Here is a 17,600-nt window from a genome sequence, read left to right on the forward strand (position 1 = left end):
ATTACATGTTTGTTAGTATTTCAATCAGGGAATTTTCCCCAGAGAGTTTTTCCAGAATTATTTCTTTTTCTTTCTGCTCGGTTGTGTAACAGAAGTATTCCGCACGACTAACCTCAAGAGCAAAGACTCTGGAATAGGAACCCAGTGCGATGAATACCTCTTTGAGTTTCCGGTCGCCCGGCAGGTTCTTGTTGATGGAGAGAATTTGTTCTTTCTGAAAATCTGACAAACCCAGGAGCTGGCTGATCTGACCAAACTTGTTTTTAAACTTGCTCATGTCCAGCAAAATTCTGGTATCAGCATTATTGATAATGGCATCTCGAATAATGGGGGACGAAATGATATCATCTACCTCCTGAGTCACCACCATGGCCTCTCCAAAGAACTTGCGGATGGTCTTGAAAAAGTATTTCAAATAAGACGCCATTTGAGGAGTGGCAATTGCCTTCCAAGCTTCTTCGATGCAGATTACCTTTCTTACCCCACTAAGTCTTCTCATTTTCTGAAGAAAAATGTCCATAATGATCAAGGTAGCTACTGGAAAGATCACTGGATGATCTTTGATATTGTCCAACTCAAATACCAGAAATGGACAATTGAAAAACTCATCCGTCTGCATGGGTTTATTTAACAAATAGTCATACTCTCCCCCTTCAAAATATTTACTGAGAATAAAAAAATACTCATGTGTGTTGAATTCCAGGCTTTGCTTTTCGACCAAATCAGGAATGTAGTCCTTGCAAAAGCTGTAATAGCCATTAAAAGATCGTTCCAAGCCTGGTGTTTGCAAAAAATCTGTAACTGAATGAGCAATCACGTCTTTTTCCATGTCTGAAAGCTCTTCCTTATAAATGGTGTAAATGACCGATAGAATGGTCTGTTTGCGCTCTACACTGAGTTCCCCTTCCAATACAAATGGATTAAAAGAAATGGGACTTTCCGTAGTGAATTCCACCATCATGGCTCCTCCCTGCTCCTTCAAACTCTCATTGAGGTATCGGGTCAGCATCTCATAGCTGCGCCCCACATCCAAAAGCACCACATGGCAATTGCCACTTTCTGCGTATTGTCTCAAAAGATGGTTGGTGAAAAATGATTTCCCAGAACCTGATCCCCCAATAATAAGTTTGTTTCGATTGTGAATCAAGTGTTTTTCCATGGGTTCATCCGAAAGATCTATTTTCACCGGGCAGCCCTCCTGACGATTGGAAAACTGAAGAGTAAATTCTGAATTGGAATTTCTCACTTCTCCTTCAAAATTACACAGGCAACAAGCCTGAGGCACCTGAGTAATGAAAAGTTCCGTTTCGGGCAATTGAGTAGAAAATGGCACACAAGAAAAAAACAGAAGCGGCAAATCAAAAGTATGCTGATAGGGAAAACAGTTCATCAGTGAAAAAGCAGAACTGCATTCGCTTTTGTTTTGCTTGAGCTTCTTGATGGATTCATCCATTACCATCACATTGAAATGCGTTTTCACGATTTTCTCTCCTGAAGTCTGTACTGTATCCAGAAAATTTTCGATCAATCCTGAATTGATTTTATTCTCAGATGAGAATCGAGACAAACTGTAAATTTTCTTGTAATTGCTCTCCAGATTGGCTTTCACCTGCTGTTGCCCCGGCATGTAAATAAACTGATTGGTGATATGGGAAAATGGCAAATGATAAGTCAGTGGATAAACAAAAGAACAAGGCAAGCCGGTCCCCGGATGTCCACCCACAGGTTTTACCCTGGAAGGCATGTGAGAATAATCACTCAGACTTAAGATTTCCACAAACTGATCCATCACGCGTAGCCGATCCCGAAAATCAATACCGCCCAGCAAGCTGTTTTCTTTTTGAAAATTAAGGGTCAGATAAGATTCTATGAGCCCAGTAGACTGTTCCGTTCCCACGGCCTGCTCTCGGCTGATTGGCTCACAAGAAATACCTGATTGAGAAAACAGGGCCATCAGGTTGGATCTGAGCTCTAGCGCTTTTTCACTCCGACACTGTTCTGCCTGCTTTACTTTCGCAGAAAAAATCAGAGAAGAACTCAGGTAATTTTTCAAAAGACCTTTGTTCAGTAGGCTGATATAGAGATAGCATTCATGTCTGAGCATCTCCCTTCCTTTGAAATGATTTCCATAGCTTTCATCTAGTTTGGATTGTTTGTCAGCAGCACTTGCTTTTCCTTCTTCAAATTGCTCAACAAAAAAGAAATCCTGTTTGTGCAAAAAGCTGTCTTCGGGCAGTAGGTTCACTACACGCTGAAAGCTATCATGCAACAGATACAATTTCTCCTGACTACAAGAAAGAAGTTCTGGCAACTTCAGCTTTAAACCAAAGCTTACATCCAGGTTATTGGAAATCAAAAAATCTCCTTGAAAACCAAGTATCGACAAACTTTTTTCTATTGATTTTACATTCATGATTTAGCTTTGACAGATTCTTCTTTTCACAGAGATAAACTGAGGTAGTTTTTTAGCATGCTTCTTTTTACTCCAGCCTTTGTGACCGTATTTTTTCTGAATTCGACTGAGACGATAGAGTATGGCAAAAAATGAGGGGACACAGATGGCTACAGCAGAAAAAACACCAGCGAGTATGTAGAGCAAAACAAACAGGATAAAAGTACCGATGATACTGTACAGAGCTAAATAAACCAATTCACCTGAAAAACCTTTCACATACAAGCTGGTGTCTATCTTTTGGATTTGATAGTTATCCATCAGGAAAAAAATGCCTTGATGACAACACCTACCAAAATTAAAAACAGGCAGGCACCAAACCAGCCCATGATGGCTTTTTGGGTGTCCTGATCTCCACTTTGCCATTTGATGTAGACCCTGACTCCTCCAATTAATCCAACCACTGCTCCAATGGCAATGATCAAATTAGATACCGGATCAACATAGGAATTGATTTCACTGGTAGCTTGATCAATTCCAGTTGCACTTTGTCCTAAAGCAAGTGATGCTATGCAGAGCATCCCAATCAAAAGAGCCATCCCCTTTTGATAAATTCTCAATCTGTTTTTCTTCATGGAAATTAATTTTTAGTACTTATTGTTGATATTGAATTTGACTCAAAATTTCTTTAAATCTTGGTTCATCAGGCTGTAAAAAGGCATCCAGCTCAAAAGCTTTATCCATACCCATTTCTTCCTGAAAAGAAATATCTGGCAAGATCCCTAACAGGGAAAGAGGCGGGATCAATTCTGAGGTAAAATCTTTTGCAGAAACCAGTATCGGCTGAAACTCTTGCTTTTGAAAATCATCTTCTGATTGATCTTCAAACTGAATCGGCTGATCCTTGTACTTGCTTTTCAACCAGGCAAGCACCATCAATCCCAGATACCATGGAATCAAAACAAAGGCCGTGAGTTTTAAAAAGTTGGCCCAGCTAATGTGATCGAATCCAAACATAAGTTCTTGGGGTTTTAGTAAACGTTCTATTATCTAATCGAATACATGACAGTAGTCTCTGTTTCGATAAAGCAAATGTCCAAAATCCAAAAACAGGAATTTCCCAAGTTGTTCCCAACTTGGGTGTTTTTTATTGTTTAGTAAAAACCAGATGATTTGTAGTAATTTGATCTATTTTCACATGAATTGACCTCAAAAAATGATCTTTTATCCCAAGTTGGCTTGTTAAAGCATTTAATTTGTTTCTGTTTGCTAGATTTTGCTTTGGTTTTAAAAAAAAAGAAGAGAAAAAACGGTCAAAAAAAGAAAAGAAAGTCAACTGACCAGCCGATGACAGGCTAAAATACAAGGCTGCCACAGCTCAATAAAAAATATGAAACCAGGTAAAAGCTTGATTTATTTGTGGCACAAAGCCTGGCCTTGTATTTTTAACGGGCAAGCCTGCGGGACAATCGGCTATATTGGGCTTTCTTTTTGTCTTTCCTTTGGCTGATTTTTAAACCAATACAATTTCTTTACAACTTTGGGAAAAGCAAGTGTAGCTCTGGAATGAAATGAAGGAGATACTCTTGCCTGCGAGTGTCCAAGGCTTGTTGGGAGAAGCAGTGCAATCAGAATCCCGAAGCTGAGCGTAGCAAACAGCCTGGAAGCTGACAAATGGCTGAGCCATACTGGCCGACACACAGGACTCATCTTCTTAGCAGATATCTATTTCCTTTACCAGCACAAAAAACTTCTTCCTAGGGCAGGAAAAAGCAAGTGCAGAGCCGTAATGAAATGAAGGGGATGCTCTTCATGCAGGGATGTGGGAGGCTTGTTTCAATATGAAATGAAAACACTTACATCACATGATGGAGCATGCGAATGAGGATGATCTTGGTTGGAATAAATAGAAGAAACAGGCCGCTCACATAAAGGGGTATCTATACTCTTTTATCTTTGGAAGTCTTCTCAAATGCAATGAGATTGAACAGTTCACGCATTCTACTGCGAACACGGTTTCCATAAAGCACCTCTAGCTCTGAGGCAGATAAATTTGTAGTCAGGTGGGTAATAATTTTCTTTTGAATGAATAAGTCATAGCGACTAAGCAGAATTTCAGCCATCACATTGCACTCATTCCCATAGTACTTCTGACTTTGTTCTATGCCCAAATCATCAAAACAGATAATTCCAGTTTTAATAACTTTTCCTATGCTATGCAAGTAGGTATTTCCATACCGACTGATCACCTTGAATCCTTCTCGTTCGAACTCAAAGCTTACTTCTCGAGAAGATTTCATTTGAAATTGTCTGAGCGGAGGAAAAAATTGGTTGATGAGCCTCATTAGGGAAGTTTTCCCACAGCCAATTGGCCCTGTTAATAAAATTCCTTTGTGTAATCTCAGCCCTTTCTTTTTGCAGCTGTCCTCATCTCCAATGGCATAAACCAGCAGTTTATAAATCAAGCCCACATCTTCCTTGTGAATGGTAAAATGAGCCCCAAACTGCTTTTTGCCCACCCGCTCCAACCAATTCAAACAGGATGGAAAATCAAACTGATAGTTATTCCCAATCAACTTGGCTACATCCTCATAAGGGTTCTGAATAATCTTTGTCGAGACTGGCATTCAATCGGTTTTTTCCGTTTCCATTTTTTCCTCTTTCCTTTTTCAAATTATCCGGATACCCTTCTTTGTTTTTGTTTGTAATGTTTATTAAAAGTGTATCACTTGCTGTATCAGATCCAGTATCTGTTGCGATATCAAATCTGATACAGCTAATGTGACTGCCGGAATGTAAATTGGCTGAAGGAAAATACTCAATATAGCCCCATTGATTCAATTCTTTTATACAACGGGCATAGGTGTTTACGGATCCTATTCTGGAGAGCTTCATCATCTCAAAGCGGTTTACCGAAAAAGGATTTTTGAAGCGATTCATGTTCCAAATCTGGAAGCAGGACAAATACAGACTGATGTGATAAGCTTTCATTCGCTGATCCTGTTCCAGTTTTTGGAAGAATCTATTGAGATGTCGGATGTAGTTCATCAATGGCCATTAATTGGAAATCGACACTTGACTTGGTTCTTATCTAGCATTTTTTTGATGTCTTCAAAATTATAAAACATCATGCCTCCAATTTTTGTGTAAGGAAGAGTTCCGTTGGATCTCATGGTTTGTAGGGTTCCTGGTGAAATCCCCAGTAGTTCACGCACCTCGTAAGATTTTAGCCATTTCTTGGCCGGTTGACCATGGTGCTCTTTTAAAATCGTTTTGAATTCATCCAATAGTTCGATTTTGAATTCTCTCAAATCATCTGTGGTTACAATTTCTGTTGGCATAAGATTCTGTTTTAAATGACACAAAATAACTTAGCCCTCAAATTGCAATATTCTCTAAATATTTTCCCCCAAGTTGTTCCCAACTTGGGAAAGAAATTTTCATGGAAATTTATTCACTTTCTAAATATTACAGTGTTATTTTTTCATCAATTTCTTTCATCTTAGTTAAAAGTGAATCTTTTAGAAGATCAAGAAACTTAGTTTGTTCTATTTTTCGATTTCGAACTTCTGAAAAAGTATGATAGACATCGCCCAAATCAATATCAAACATACTCTCAAACAATTGAGCAATCCTTTTAATGCCTTCCTTTCCATCATTAATGGACTTTGAGCTGTGTAAACCATAAATCAATTCCACTAAGGCTGTTTTACTTTCCGTCCACTTCAACTGATGAGAGTTTGATTTTTCGATTTGAGAATCCTCATTTAACCTTAAGTTTTGATTAAGCTTTGAAATATCATCTTGATCTAGCAATAAATCCTTAAGACATTCAATTCGAGATTCAAAGAAAAAATTTAAAGGTGATGAATATAAATTCTTTCCTTCTTTTTGGAATTGTTTTGAAAGATTTCTTTTTTCCTTTTGTAGATATTTAATCTTTTCTGGTAATAATGAAAATTTATTAGTCTTATCTTTTACTCTCGCCATTTCTGGGTAAAATTCTTTTAATTCATCTTTCCATGACTGGTATTTCTTCACTTTATTAAAAGATTTCTTGCATTTTTTCTGATAAGTTAGAATGAATTTTCTGGACTTGTTAATGATCTTCTTTTGAAACTGAAAATAAGCCATCATCTCTGAAAAATAATCGAAACTAGAGTGAATGCATGATAGTTTAGAATTGCTCTTAGAAACTATTTTCACATTAGTATGTGGAGATACTAAATCAGGACATACTTTTATTTGTTCATCCAATATTTCAAAAACATGCAACAGCATTTCCAAATATATTTCGGCCTCTTTATCTATTTTGAAACTGATTAAATTATTTCGAACTTCATTAATAAATTCATAATACAAAGTGCCTAAATGACATTCAAAATCTCGATAATCTGAATAATTATTAAAGTAGATTTTGTATCCACTTTCAATTTTCTCCAATGCAATTGTTGCATTGCACAATTCGGCTTTTAGGTTTAAAAAATTGTCTTCCTGAATCATAAACAAATCCTCCATATCTTCTTTTATGAATGAAGCTGAGGATGTTATTCAACCAACATCCTCTACCATAAAATTAATACTGTTATTATAAATTTATGAAATCTCAATTGAATCGAACGAATATTTTAAGAGAAATATAAATTATTTTGTTTGTTATGTGTTTTACAACCAGAATATTATATTAACATCTACCTGTTAATTATAATTTTCTAAATAACAGCATTTAATTTTCTTTCCGGAGTTTTCCTCTCTTGCTTAGTTATAAAAATTAATTCTGACATAAATTTGAAGTTTTGATTAAAGAATTAAACAGAATCAATCATTTGATTGCAAATGATCAGTCTTTTTATTCAGACAAACCTATGTGATTCCCATCTGATTATTTATGAAAAAAATATATAAAACGACAGACATAGACTTTCCATGGATGTACAAAGAAGTACACACACACAACATATAGGTCAAAACAGAAAGCGATTAAAGGAGGACAGAAGCATTAAACAGCATGAGATTGCTGACTTAATTGGTATGCACCGTTCTAACTACAACAAAATAGATAATGGACAAAGAGAGATTTCCATTTCTGCTCTTGATAAAATTGCTGCTTATTTTGATATTACTCTTGACGAGCTGGTGCACATGGGCGAAGATTTGCCCAAAGAAGTAAACGTTGGAGACAAAACCACTGCTGAGCAAGTAAAGCTTATTCAGGAACTAGACTAGGAAATGAAAAGCATGGTCTTTAAAATAATTGAGACATTCCTTACAAAGAAAAAATTCAAAGACTTCTTCAACAAAAATATAGTAACTCTATAGAATTATTCTAAATTAAAGAAAGACCTAACATCTCATATTTGTACCTTTTAGGTCATATTTGAGCCGAATAAGTCATAAAAACAAAATATTACCCACTCACATTTTAAATGCAAGTGGGTAATATTTTGTTTTGCCATTTCCTGCCTTCGCAGAATACGAGCGAAACGCTCGAACTAGCTGTGGGAACAACTGAATGCTAAAATGGTATAAAAGGTGGTGGTGGAGGTTTGGAGCTACTGTGCCTTACTGAGTTGCGAGCCGTCTGCGAGTGGGAGGCTGTGACTGGCAAGTAAAACAAGGTACTTGTGATTGACAGCCAGCGGTTTTTGGCGGCTTTTTTGAAGCTGTGGTGGATGTTGCCGGGTGAAGCACTGGGTATGTTTATTTTTGAATGCTTCTGTTTAGAATGTATGAGAAAATAATTGGGTTGTGGTGCTTGACCCAGGTGTGTAGGGAAAGGGATTTAACCAGGTAGAAAATTTTGCGAGTAAATATCACTTATCTCAAAATGCCTCTCTCCTTCTCTTTTGGCACATACTTTTATTTTAAATGTAGGATGCAAAATTTTTACCATGGAAAAGTAATACCCGTGGCCTCTCAAAAAAGATGACAAAAACCGATAGCGGCCGACCTAGCAGGCGAGCCTAAAATGAGCAATGGAGGTTTTTTAGCTTTCGGCAGTGGCTTAACGACGATAGCTAAAGAAACTGAGAATTACTGTGAACGACAAGTGGTTGAGCCCGAAAATTGTGACAGGGTTGCGGGAATTATGGAGCTGATATTGAAATTTATTCGGAACCCCAATGTTCGAAATCAAATGAAGAACAATTTGATATGAAAGTCGTTTTTTAAGTTGTTTAAATGATCGACTTTGATGTCAAACTTGTTATCTCAAACAAAAACTAAAAGATTAATAATTCAGAGAAAATTCCATTATTTTATTTAAATCCATTACTCCCTTTTTTTAAAGGATTGAGCGTTTTCTTAATCTTAAACTATTAATGAGTACTGAGGTGGAACTTAGAGACATGGCCGCTCCAGCTATCATTGGATTCAAAAGAAATTCATTGAAAGGGTACAGTACTCCTGCAGCAATGGGAATGGCTATTGCATTGTAAATGAATGCCCAAAACAGATTTTGACGAATAGTACGCATTGTTGCTTTGGATAGCTTTATGGCTTTTGCAATTTGCTTTAGATTGGAATGTATTAAAGTAATACCAGCACTTTCCATAGCGATATCAGTTCCGCTTCCCATAGCAATTCCTACATCGGATTGCGCCAAAGCATGCGAATCATTTATGCCATCACCAACCATTGCTACAGTTTTGCCATCTTCTTGAAGTTGTTTCACAAAGTTTCCTTTATCGGCAGGCATTACATTTGCTCTAAAGTTCTCAATTCCAACCTGACTTGCTATTGCCGAAGCTGTTTGCTCATTGTCACCCGTAAGCATATAAATCTCAATACCCATTTGCTGAATCTGCTCAATGGCTGAATGGGAGCTTTCCTTGACTTGGTCAGCAACAGCAATAACTCCTTCCACTTTGTTTTTAGCACTGAAATAAATTACTGTTTGAGCAGCTAATTTTAAGGCTGCTGCCTTTTGAGATAACTCGCTTGGAATATCGATGTCATTGACAAGCATTAGTCTTTCATTTCCTGCCATAAAGGTTGTCTGCTGAAAACTTGATTTAGCACCCATTCCTGTTATACTCTCAAAAGAATCTGTATGAATAATCGGAGTATCTTCTTTTTTGAGGTGCTGGACAATTGCTTCTGCAATAGGATGTTCAGATTGGGACTCTATGGCTAATAGAATTTGTTTCAATTCACCGACACGAGCACCTTCTGCCCAAACTAACTCAGTTACTTTGGGTTTACCTTCTGTTATGGTACCTGTTTTATCAAGAATTAAGGTGTCAATTTTAAAAGCTGTTTCTAATGATTGGGCATCTTTAATTAATATTCCTTGTTGTGCTCCTTTACCGATACCAACCATCAAAGCCGTTGGGGTTGCTAAACCCAAAGCACATGGACAAGCAATAATCAAGACTGTAATTAATGTTAATAGTGCATAGGTGAATGATGGCTCAGGGCCGATCATGTACCAAATAAAAAAGGTGAGTATAGCGATTCCTATTACTATTGGAACGAATATGCCCGCAATTTTATCAACCAATTTTTGAATGGCTGGCTTGCTCGCTTGAGCTTGCTCTACCAATTGAATAATTTGAGAGAGTAAAGTTTCATTACCAACTTTATTAGCAATGATTCTTAGCGAACCTTTTTGATTGATTGTACCTGCAAATACCTTATCTCCCTTTGTTTTTGAAACAGGAATAGGCTCTCCGGAAATCATACTTTCATCAATAAATGATTTACCCTTCTTCACTATACCATCCACAGATACTTTGTCTCCCGGTTTCAAGATAATAAGTTCACCTTTTAAGATCTCATCAAAAGAAATAGTCTTTTCTTCCCCATTTCTAATCACAATTACCTGCTTTGGTTTCAAATCCATTAGCTTTTTGATGGCCGAAGAGGTTTTACTTTTCGCCTTCTCTTCCAAAAATCGTCCCAATAAAATAAGCGTTACGATAATGACAGCGGATTCATAATAGACATGTGGAGATACACCTCGGCTTAGAAAGTATTGTGGATATACAGTATTAAAAACACTAAACACAAAGGCAGTTCCTGTACTTAGTGCAACGAGTGTATCCATATTCGCTGAAAAGTGTTTCAGTTTGTTCCATGCAATGACAAAGAATTCGGAACCACTCCAAAATAACGCAGGAACTGAAAGCATCATCATTATCCAGTTTTCATAGGGAATTTGTCCCATAAAAAACATAGCCATAATGAAGACTGGTATTGAAAAAATGGCTGATATTATCAGCTTTGATTTAAGACTATCCAGTCTCTTTTCTTCTATCTCTTTAAAGGCTTTTTGTGCTTCCTTTGCTTCTCCAATTAGAATGGTATAACCAATTCCCAGTGCTTTTTGCTGGAGTGTTTCTATGGAAACGATACCTGAATCATATTCCAATGCTACGGACTGATTGGGGTAGTTAACTGCAACTTGCCTAACTCCCTTAACGTGATTAAGATAGGATTCCAGATTAACTGCACAAGATGCGCAAGTCATTCCTGACACCTTGTGACTATCTTTAATTACACTGAACCTTTGATTTAATGCTGTGACTTCTTCCATGACTTTCTAGTTTAGACTACAAAGATGAGCATGGAAGCAAACTTATTCTTTACAGAATTCTGAGAATCCTTTATAGAATTTTGTATTTAAAAGGAATCTAGGGCTTGGTGTCCTGGTTTTTTCAGTTTTTTAAATTCAGTTGGTGGCATACCTGTTTCTTTTTTAAACTGAGCAGAAAGATGTGCCACACTACTATAATCCATCTGAAAGGCTATTTCAGAAAGCGTTAACTCATTATAAAAAATAAGCTCTTTTACTCTTTCAATTTTCTGCTTCAAAATAAATCGTTCGATAGTGATACCTTCTACTTCCGAGAAAAGTCTGCTTAGAGAAGAGTATTCATGGTTTGTTTTTTCGCTTATAACAGTCGAAAAATTTACCTTAAGTGCATCTTCTTTGTAGTGAATTTGCTCAACAATAATGGCCTTAATTTGGCCAATAAGTTTTGATTTTTGGTCTTGGAGTAATCCGAACCCTCTTGAGGCCAACTTTTCCTCTAATTGCTTTCTTTGAGAATCATTTATATTTTCACTGATGCTTACTTCACCAAGCTGTATATAGGACGTTTTAATATTCAATTCATTGAATATCTCTCTCACGGTTTCAATACAGCGAGGACAAACCATGTTTTTAATGCAAATTATACTTGTCATTGTATAATATCAGTTAATTAATTTGTAGAACCTTAAATTTCATTTAGCCAATAATACCCTTTTAAGTTTAAAAAAAATATCCTTGGCATTTTCATAAAGGATTTTTGATATTTTTTTTAATTTAAACCTAAATTCATCCCTTTTATATTCAACCTTGCTTATTTCTCCTACAATTCGAATAAGCTCCTGAGCCATTTCCTCGTACACATGTCTTTTGTAATGTCGGATGCTATGATTAATACCTTCATCATTTACAAACTTTCTTACATCTAACAAGAATGCATTGTCATGTTCAGCACAAAAATCATCCAATACTTTATTTAGTATTCTGTGTCGATCTTGTGCCTTTCCGAATTCTGATACATTATTTTTCGGACTCCTTATTTCCGCTCCATTAATAAAAATGATTGGTTTGCTTATTTGACTCCTCAAACTTTCCAAATTATTCCTGAGATCCTCAGGAATAATCTGTCCCTGAAATGTAAAATCACTTTTAAAATCATCGTAAAACTCTTCATCCATACCTATAAAACCATGCCTTTTACAACGTGAAACAAACTGTTCTTTCGTTTCATTTATAAAATCAGAATAACTTTCATAAGGTACAAGCACATTGGTTCTTTTTGAGTTGTACAGATCCATTGTGTAGTCTAAGAGCAGACTATATACCAGTACATCATACTCCTGTTCAAATACTTTTGTGGAAAAAATAGATTCATCCCAAAAAGGCAATTTATCAATCAGGTATGACTTTGTAGTATCACTAACAATTCCCGATTGTAATAATATGAATGAATGAGCTTGGGGTACAGGATGATTATTTACATTCACAAAATTGAATTCCGACTGTAAGTTCAAATTCTTATAATTCAAATAATGCAGCATTTGATTCAGATCGCAAGCTCCTTTCAGTAATAAGCGAATAGGTTTCGTTTCATTATCCTCATCAATAATCTGATTCCAATCCTCCGATACTGTTATCCAATTAGGCTTAGGTTCTTTGGTCAGTTCTGCAGTAACCGCCCCAACTCTAATAATTTCAGGATAACTTAAATGTGCATAAACAAATTGTTCTAATCCAATATTCATTGCACGGCATGAGAAGAGAAAGTGTTCCAGTCTGTTGGTAGATAATTGGAGTGCATAAAAACCGACAACACCATATTCTCCAAAACGATCTTTTACCCGAATCATTTTGCATTCGTAATCTGTATTTTCAAGCAGCTCATCAAGCTCATGTTCGGCAATCCTCTTTTTAGTATAGTTGATTTGATTTGTTCTTTGAATCAATTCGAATATTCGGCCCTTACCAGATAAAACTTCGCTGATAAAAGCAAGTTGAATCCCTGACGTTTGAAGAAATTCCTTATTATCAGAATAATTAGTTCGTTCCTGATTTTTTCTCTCTAAGATTCTATAATAATGAAGACGACTATGTTCTTTATCCTCTTTCCCAATAAAAGCATCATGATCGGTAATCTTAAAAATGAAATTAGGATCCTCAACCCACACGGCATCATTATAAAATTTAACTTCTTTTAAATTCAAATGGTTATCATCCAAAAACAACACATTTTGAGGTCGTAACTGTGCCAACTCTATGATACTATTAACACTCTTCCCTTTAGGTTGCCAATTTATTCGAGGAAATATAAAATAATCCCAAACCCCTAATTCCTGAAGTTTCTTTTTTGCTTCATATTGGTTGTTTTTTGAAGAAATCGAGTTCATTATTCCCCGCTCCACCAATTCTTTCACCAAATCTATATTGAACTGTATAGGAGTAATCTCTTCCTCTGATAGCGTTCCAGACCAAAACGTATCATCCAAATCCCATATCACTAGCTTAACAATATCCATCATATTTAGTTTTCAAAAATCACAATTCGTGGAACATTAACCATCTTTACATTTTCATACATATTTCCCTCAAATGAATGTGTTTATTATTCAATAACACACTCCATCCATAAAAGAGGGCAAACAGGGATAAGAAAACCTCCATAAGTTCACTTTCGCCGTCAAGACTAGTTATTAGGATAAAAACACCAATGGAAATAAACTTGGATGGGGGAAAATAAAGCAAAACCAATTGGGACACTTGTTTCGTTTCGGTATCCAAAGTGTCATTATTTTATATCTAACCAAGAAAACATTCCGTTATTTTCACCCCATTATACATCACTCTTGTGTATAAAATTACAATTTAGATCTTGATCTAGCACATTGGCTATGTGAATAAGGTACTCAATTGTCGTATTCACTAATCCATTTTCAAGCCTTGAAATGTATTCCTGATTACATCCCAAAAGTTCAGCCAATTTAGATTGTGTCATCTTTTTTGACATCCTTGCTTGCCTAATCTGTATCCCCAAATCGCTCCTTATTTTTCCCATTTTAAGGCAAATTCTTAATTTTAATACTATCAAAACAAAAGCACTTTGAGAGTGCTTTTATTTCATAAACTAACCGATTCAAAAATCAACAGAACAGTATTTGTCCTAAGGCTCAACATTCACAGGTCAAACCTTAGGGCTTGTATTTGATTAATGATGTTGATGTCCTTTATGACCTTTAGTGTCAGACTTTGCTCTTTCATATTGACAACATCCTGGCAACTTATTATAAGTTTCATCTTTCGCTTTATGCATCATCGTATCATGCCCAGCTTTGGCAATAGCCATATGCACTTTATGAATGTCAGTTTTAGAACTTTCAAAAGCAACTTCGATCATCTTAGTCTCTTTATTCCAATCTGCCATAGTCACACCATCTATGGCTAGAGCAGCTTTTTCTATTCGCTTCTCGCACATACTGCAATTACCAAAAACTTTAAATTTAACGTTCTTTGCTTGAGCAGATAAGCTCAAAGTGCTAACAAAAAACAAACCGATTAATCCTACTAATTTTAATTTCATAATGTTTTCTTTTACTATTGATTACTAATTCAATTATTTTTTACAACAAGAGCCACTTTTCTTTTTATTGGGACGAGTGCACTCTGAATGATCTGATTCCTTCTTTTCTAATTTATGACTGCAAGTTGAATGATCATGCCCTTCATGACTAGTTACCTGTGTAAGAGCACCTCTTTCGTACTGACAACATCCTGGCAGTTTGTTGTAAACCTCATCTTTCGCTTTATGCATTTGAGTGTCGTGACCTGCTTTTGCTATAGCCATATGCACTTTATGGATGTCGGTCTTAGAACTATCAAAAGTCACATCAATCATTTTTGATTCTTTGTTCCAATCTGCAACAGATACGCCATCCACCGCTAATACAGCTTTTTCAATTCTTGTCTCACACATTCCGCAATTACCGGAAACTTTAAATTTCTCAGCATTATTTTGTGCAAACACTGATCCTGAACTCATAAAAGCCATTACTAATACAATATAAATTGCTTTAATTTTCATCTTCTCTAATTTTTAAATTATTTATTACTTACCACATCTTTTTTTACTGATTCTCTTTTATATTTGCAACAATCCGGCAGTGCAAAACAGGCTAAATAATCCAATATGATACTAGAATTAAAACCATAACAGGTCCACTTATTTTTTATTAATTAATTTCATATATTGATCGCAAGTCTCATCTGACTTAAAAAATAATACTCTTTTATGATCTTGCGGATCTTGCCTTACTATGGCATCTGCCTTGCTAAACGTTTGACCTGATACCGGATCAACTGCATATTGAATATTATCTATATTTTGCTCCAACTTCGTCAAGCATTTCTCACAACAACCATAATAAGTTCTACCTCCAATTTGAATTGGCAAACTACCTTTACTTTTTATATCACCTCTCACCATACAAATTATACTATCAGGTATAATTTCTCCCTCAAAAGATGAGTAATTAATTACTTCAGGAATAGATTTACTATTCAATTGAGGTCCATATAAAGCTATAGCTGCAATTACTATTATTCCTCCCAACAATAGCAATCCTCTCGTTCTGCTTTTACTTTCTAATCGAGTCTTTGTTTTATTCTTATTATTTATTTTTTTCATGATTTCTCCTCTTTTACCATTACTCCTTCTGACAGTTGGCTCAATCTGTAAGAGAAGCTATAAATTTGTTCAAAAGTATTGACACTTCTGTAGCTACCCTTTCAATATCCTCATTATTAACGGCACTCATTGAAGCTATTGGATTGATTGCAGCAACTTCAATTTTACCGTCTTTAAGTTCCTGAATGATAACATTACAAGGTAACATTGTTCCAATCCTACTGTCAAATTTTAGAGCCTCGTAAGCAAACTTGGGATTACATGCACCTAATATTTTGTATTTATGAAATTCGACAGCTAACTTTTCATTGAGTTTTTGTTGAATGTCAATTTCTGTTAGAACCCCAAATCCCACATTTTGCAGCGATTCTCTAACCTGTATCTCTACTTTTTCGAAATTTGAATTCAGTACTTTGGAATTATAGTATGACATCTTTTATTTTGTTTTATATGAATATTAACTCTTACTAAACGCAAAGCATTTGTAATTCCAGAGATTGAACTAAAACTTACTTAGTGCCCATGAATTGGTAATCTCCATCACTCATTTTAAATAAATAGTTAAAGGTATTGTGTCGCATATCGAAATTTCCAAAATGCTCATCACCTTCCTCGTGTTCATCACTTAAATGATGCATCCATTCTGTTTCTTCACTATGGGAGTCTCCCATCATTCCTCCAGGAATATGATTTTCACCTAGCATATGTCCATAGATTTGTTCAAATTCCTCACCTGTGTGGCAAACGAAAACACTATCACTATGCTGGTAATAATCAAGCATAAATGTTGTGTCTAATTCTCCTCCATAACAATGAATCTGAATTTGTTCACCAATAATCATTACATCTGCATATGCGTGATCATCAGAAGAAGATCCCGATTTCACAACACTTTTCAATGATAAAGTACCAGTATATTTTCCTGTAATTTCATTTAACTGCTCATCATCATTTTTGTCGCAAGCAACAAAAATGACCAAACTAACCAGTACCGCTACTATTGTTTTTGATTTCATAACTTTCCTTTTTTAATGATTAAATGTTTAGTTGCTAATTGATGGGATCAAGCCGATTTGAATAAAATACTCTCGCAAGGCCTGATCCCATCTGATCAAAAATAAAAACCCACGTGTCCAAACCTTCATTTAAACACGTTACCAAACTATGAAAAACCTAACTTTTACAGTTTAAACAATAATTCCTTTATAAAGCTAAACAGCCTATATTTGTTACGATACTCAGCAATTACGGTTTCTTTTTTAATATCTAAATCTGAAATAATTTGTTCCATTTCTATTATACTAATTGCCGATGAATCGTAGAATAACTGTATTATATTTTTTGAACAAACCACCTCTATAACCTCCTCTACACCATAAAACAAGGCGTAAACTGTATTCGTCTCAAATAAAGTCAAATCCCGATCAGCATGGAATTCAAAACATCTATTGGCGCTCATAACTATAAATTATGGTAGGTTATATATTAGAGTTTCATCATTATTATTAAAACTCTCTCCAACATGTTTGTAAATAAGCATTTTGGTTTGTCCTTTTGTATGGATTATTTCCATCTCATTACTATTATCAACCTTTAGCAAGGATTCCCCTGTCTCGGTAATTACGTTAAGTGTAAAATTGATACTTACAAAAGATTCTGAAGGATCTTCATAATTTTCAGGTGCCAAATATTCTACACAAGAATATACAAGTTCAACTTTCTCATCTTTATTAAAAGTAGTTTGTGATATCAATTTGATTTCGTCTAAAAGATGATTTTTAGGCAGTGGAAGCTTAACACTTCTCCACAAACTGTTATCTATATTATGAATGAATATTGTTTGATTTTTTTTATCGTATTTCACATACTTTATTGATCCATCATCCAGTTTAATAGATTTGTATTTTGAATTAATTTTTCCTTCATATTTAATCTGAGTAAAACCTATTGTACTCATAAAAAGCAGAAGAATAGTTATTAATATATTTGCTTTCATG

General features: G+C 35.4%; 20 protein-coding genes. 1 reads left to right on the plus strand and 19 read right to left on the minus strand.

Annotation, left to right across the window (positions count from 1 at the left end):
* Position 1 precedes the first annotated feature (1 nt).
* The 8 genes from L3049_RS06215 to L3049_RS06250 form a co-directional block, all read right to left on the minus strand.
* Entirely contained in the window at positions 2-2,413 is a 2,412-nt protein-coding gene (locus tag L3049_RS06215; RefSeq protein ID WP_275108940.1) for a TraG family conjugative transposon ATPase, read from the minus strand.
* A gap of 3 nt (positions 2,414-2,416) precedes the next feature.
* Positions 2,417-2,713, minus strand: coding sequence for a DUF4133 domain-containing protein (locus tag L3049_RS06220; RefSeq protein ID WP_275108941.1), 297 nt, complete (start codon positions 2,711-2,713; stop codon positions 2,417-2,419).
* Positions 2,713-3,027 (minus strand): DUF4134 domain-containing protein, encoded by a 315-nt coding sequence (locus L3049_RS06225; protein ID WP_275108942.1) that lies wholly within the window; start codon positions 3,025-3,027, stop codon positions 2,713-2,715. The genes L3049_RS06220 and L3049_RS06225 overlap by 1 nt, the downstream gene beginning before the upstream one ends.
* A gap of 19 nt (positions 3,028-3,046) precedes the next feature.
* Entirely contained in the window at positions 3,047-3,409 is a 363-nt protein-coding gene (locus tag L3049_RS06230; protein WP_275108943.1) for a hypothetical protein, read from the minus strand.
* A 923-nt stretch (positions 3,410-4,332) separates the two neighbouring features.
* On the minus strand, positions 4,333-5,019 hold the full coding sequence (locus L3049_RS06235; RefSeq protein ID WP_275108944.1) for a P-loop NTPase family protein: 687 nt from the start codon (positions 5,017-5,019) through the stop codon (positions 4,333-4,335).
* On the minus strand, positions 4,982-5,440 hold the full coding sequence (locus tag L3049_RS06240; protein ID WP_275108945.1) for a hypothetical protein: 459 nt from the start codon (positions 5,438-5,440) through the stop codon (positions 4,982-4,984). Before L3049_RS06240 ends, L3049_RS06235 begins: the two co-directional genes overlap by 38 nt.
* Positions 5,440-5,733, minus strand: coding sequence for a helix-turn-helix domain-containing protein (locus tag L3049_RS06245; RefSeq protein WP_275108946.1), 294 nt, complete (start codon positions 5,731-5,733; stop codon positions 5,440-5,442). Before L3049_RS06245 ends, L3049_RS06240 begins: the two co-directional genes overlap by 1 nt.
* Positions 5,734-5,860: 127 nt before the next feature.
* A complete protein-coding gene (locus tag L3049_RS06250; protein ID WP_275108947.1) occupies positions 5,861-6,910 on the minus strand; it encodes an RteC domain-containing protein in 1,050 nt (349 codons plus the stop codon).
* 408 nt (positions 6,911-7,318) lie between these two features.
* On the opposite strand from L3049_RS06250, the gene L3049_RS06255 reads away from it, so the two are divergent.
* Positions 7,319-7,618, plus strand: a complete 300-nt coding sequence (locus tag L3049_RS06255; RefSeq protein ID WP_275108948.1) for a helix-turn-helix domain-containing protein — start codon at positions 7,319-7,321, stop codon at positions 7,616-7,618.
* Between the two features lie 1,057 nt (positions 7,619-8,675).
* On the opposite strand, the gene L3049_RS06260 is transcribed toward L3049_RS06255, so the two are convergent.
* The 11 genes from L3049_RS06260 to L3049_RS06305 form a co-directional block, all read right to left on the minus strand.
* Positions 8,676-10,928: a heavy metal translocating P-type ATPase gene (locus L3049_RS06260; protein WP_275108949.1), complete on the minus strand. Its 2,253-nt coding sequence runs from the start codon at positions 10,926-10,928 to the stop codon at positions 8,676-8,678.
* An 86-nt stretch (positions 10,929-11,014) separates the two neighbouring features.
* The gene (locus L3049_RS06265; RefSeq protein ID WP_275108950.1) at positions 11,015-11,581 is read right to left on the minus strand and encodes a helix-turn-helix domain-containing protein; all 567 of its coding nucleotides are present in this window, start codon (positions 11,579-11,581) and stop codon (positions 11,015-11,017) included.
* 39 nt (positions 11,582-11,620) lie between these two features.
* Complete coding sequence (locus L3049_RS06270) at positions 11,621-13,441, minus strand: HAD-IIIC family phosphatase (protein ID WP_275108951.1); 1,821 nt, start codon at positions 13,439-13,441, stop codon at positions 11,621-11,623.
* A 314-nt stretch (positions 13,442-13,755) separates the two neighbouring features.
* Entirely contained in the window at positions 13,756-13,977 is a 222-nt protein-coding gene (locus L3049_RS21635; RefSeq protein WP_275121348.1) for a helix-turn-helix domain-containing protein, read from the minus strand.
* A gap of 150 nt (positions 13,978-14,127) precedes the next feature.
* Positions 14,128-14,499, minus strand: a complete 372-nt coding sequence (locus L3049_RS06275) for a heavy-metal-associated domain-containing protein (RefSeq protein WP_275108952.1) — start codon at positions 14,497-14,499, stop codon at positions 14,128-14,130.
* 33 nt (positions 14,500-14,532) lie between these two features.
* Positions 14,533-15,000, minus strand: a complete 468-nt coding sequence (locus L3049_RS06280; RefSeq protein WP_275108953.1) for a heavy-metal-associated domain-containing protein — start codon at positions 14,998-15,000, stop codon at positions 14,533-14,535.
* Positions 15,001-15,138: 138 nt separating this feature from the next.
* Positions 15,139-15,603 (minus strand): hypothetical protein, encoded by a 465-nt coding sequence (locus tag L3049_RS06285; protein WP_275108954.1) that lies wholly within the window; start codon positions 15,601-15,603, stop codon positions 15,139-15,141.
* Between the two features lie 40 nt (positions 15,604-15,643).
* Positions 15,644-16,036, minus strand: coding sequence for a DUF302 domain-containing protein (locus tag L3049_RS06290; protein ID WP_275108955.1), 393 nt, complete (start codon positions 16,034-16,036; stop codon positions 15,644-15,646).
* A 76-nt stretch (positions 16,037-16,112) separates the two neighbouring features.
* On the minus strand, positions 16,113-16,619 hold the full coding sequence (locus tag L3049_RS06295) for a hypothetical protein (protein WP_275108956.1): 507 nt from the start codon (positions 16,617-16,619) through the stop codon (positions 16,113-16,115).
* Between the two features lie 164 nt (positions 16,620-16,783).
* The gene (locus L3049_RS06300; RefSeq protein ID WP_275108957.1) at positions 16,784-17,062 is read right to left on the minus strand and encodes a hypothetical protein; all 279 of its coding nucleotides are present in this window, start codon (positions 17,060-17,062) and stop codon (positions 16,784-16,786) included.
* A gap of 9 nt (positions 17,063-17,071) precedes the next feature.
* A complete protein-coding gene (locus L3049_RS06305) occupies positions 17,072-17,599 on the minus strand; it encodes a hypothetical protein (RefSeq protein WP_275108958.1) in 528 nt (175 codons plus the stop codon).
* Position 17,600: the final 1 nt, after the last annotated feature.

The organism is Labilibaculum sp. DW002, assembly GCF_029029525.1.
GTDB lineage: Bacteria > Bacteroidota > Bacteroidia > Bacteroidales > Marinifilaceae > Paralabilibaculum > Paralabilibaculum antarcticum.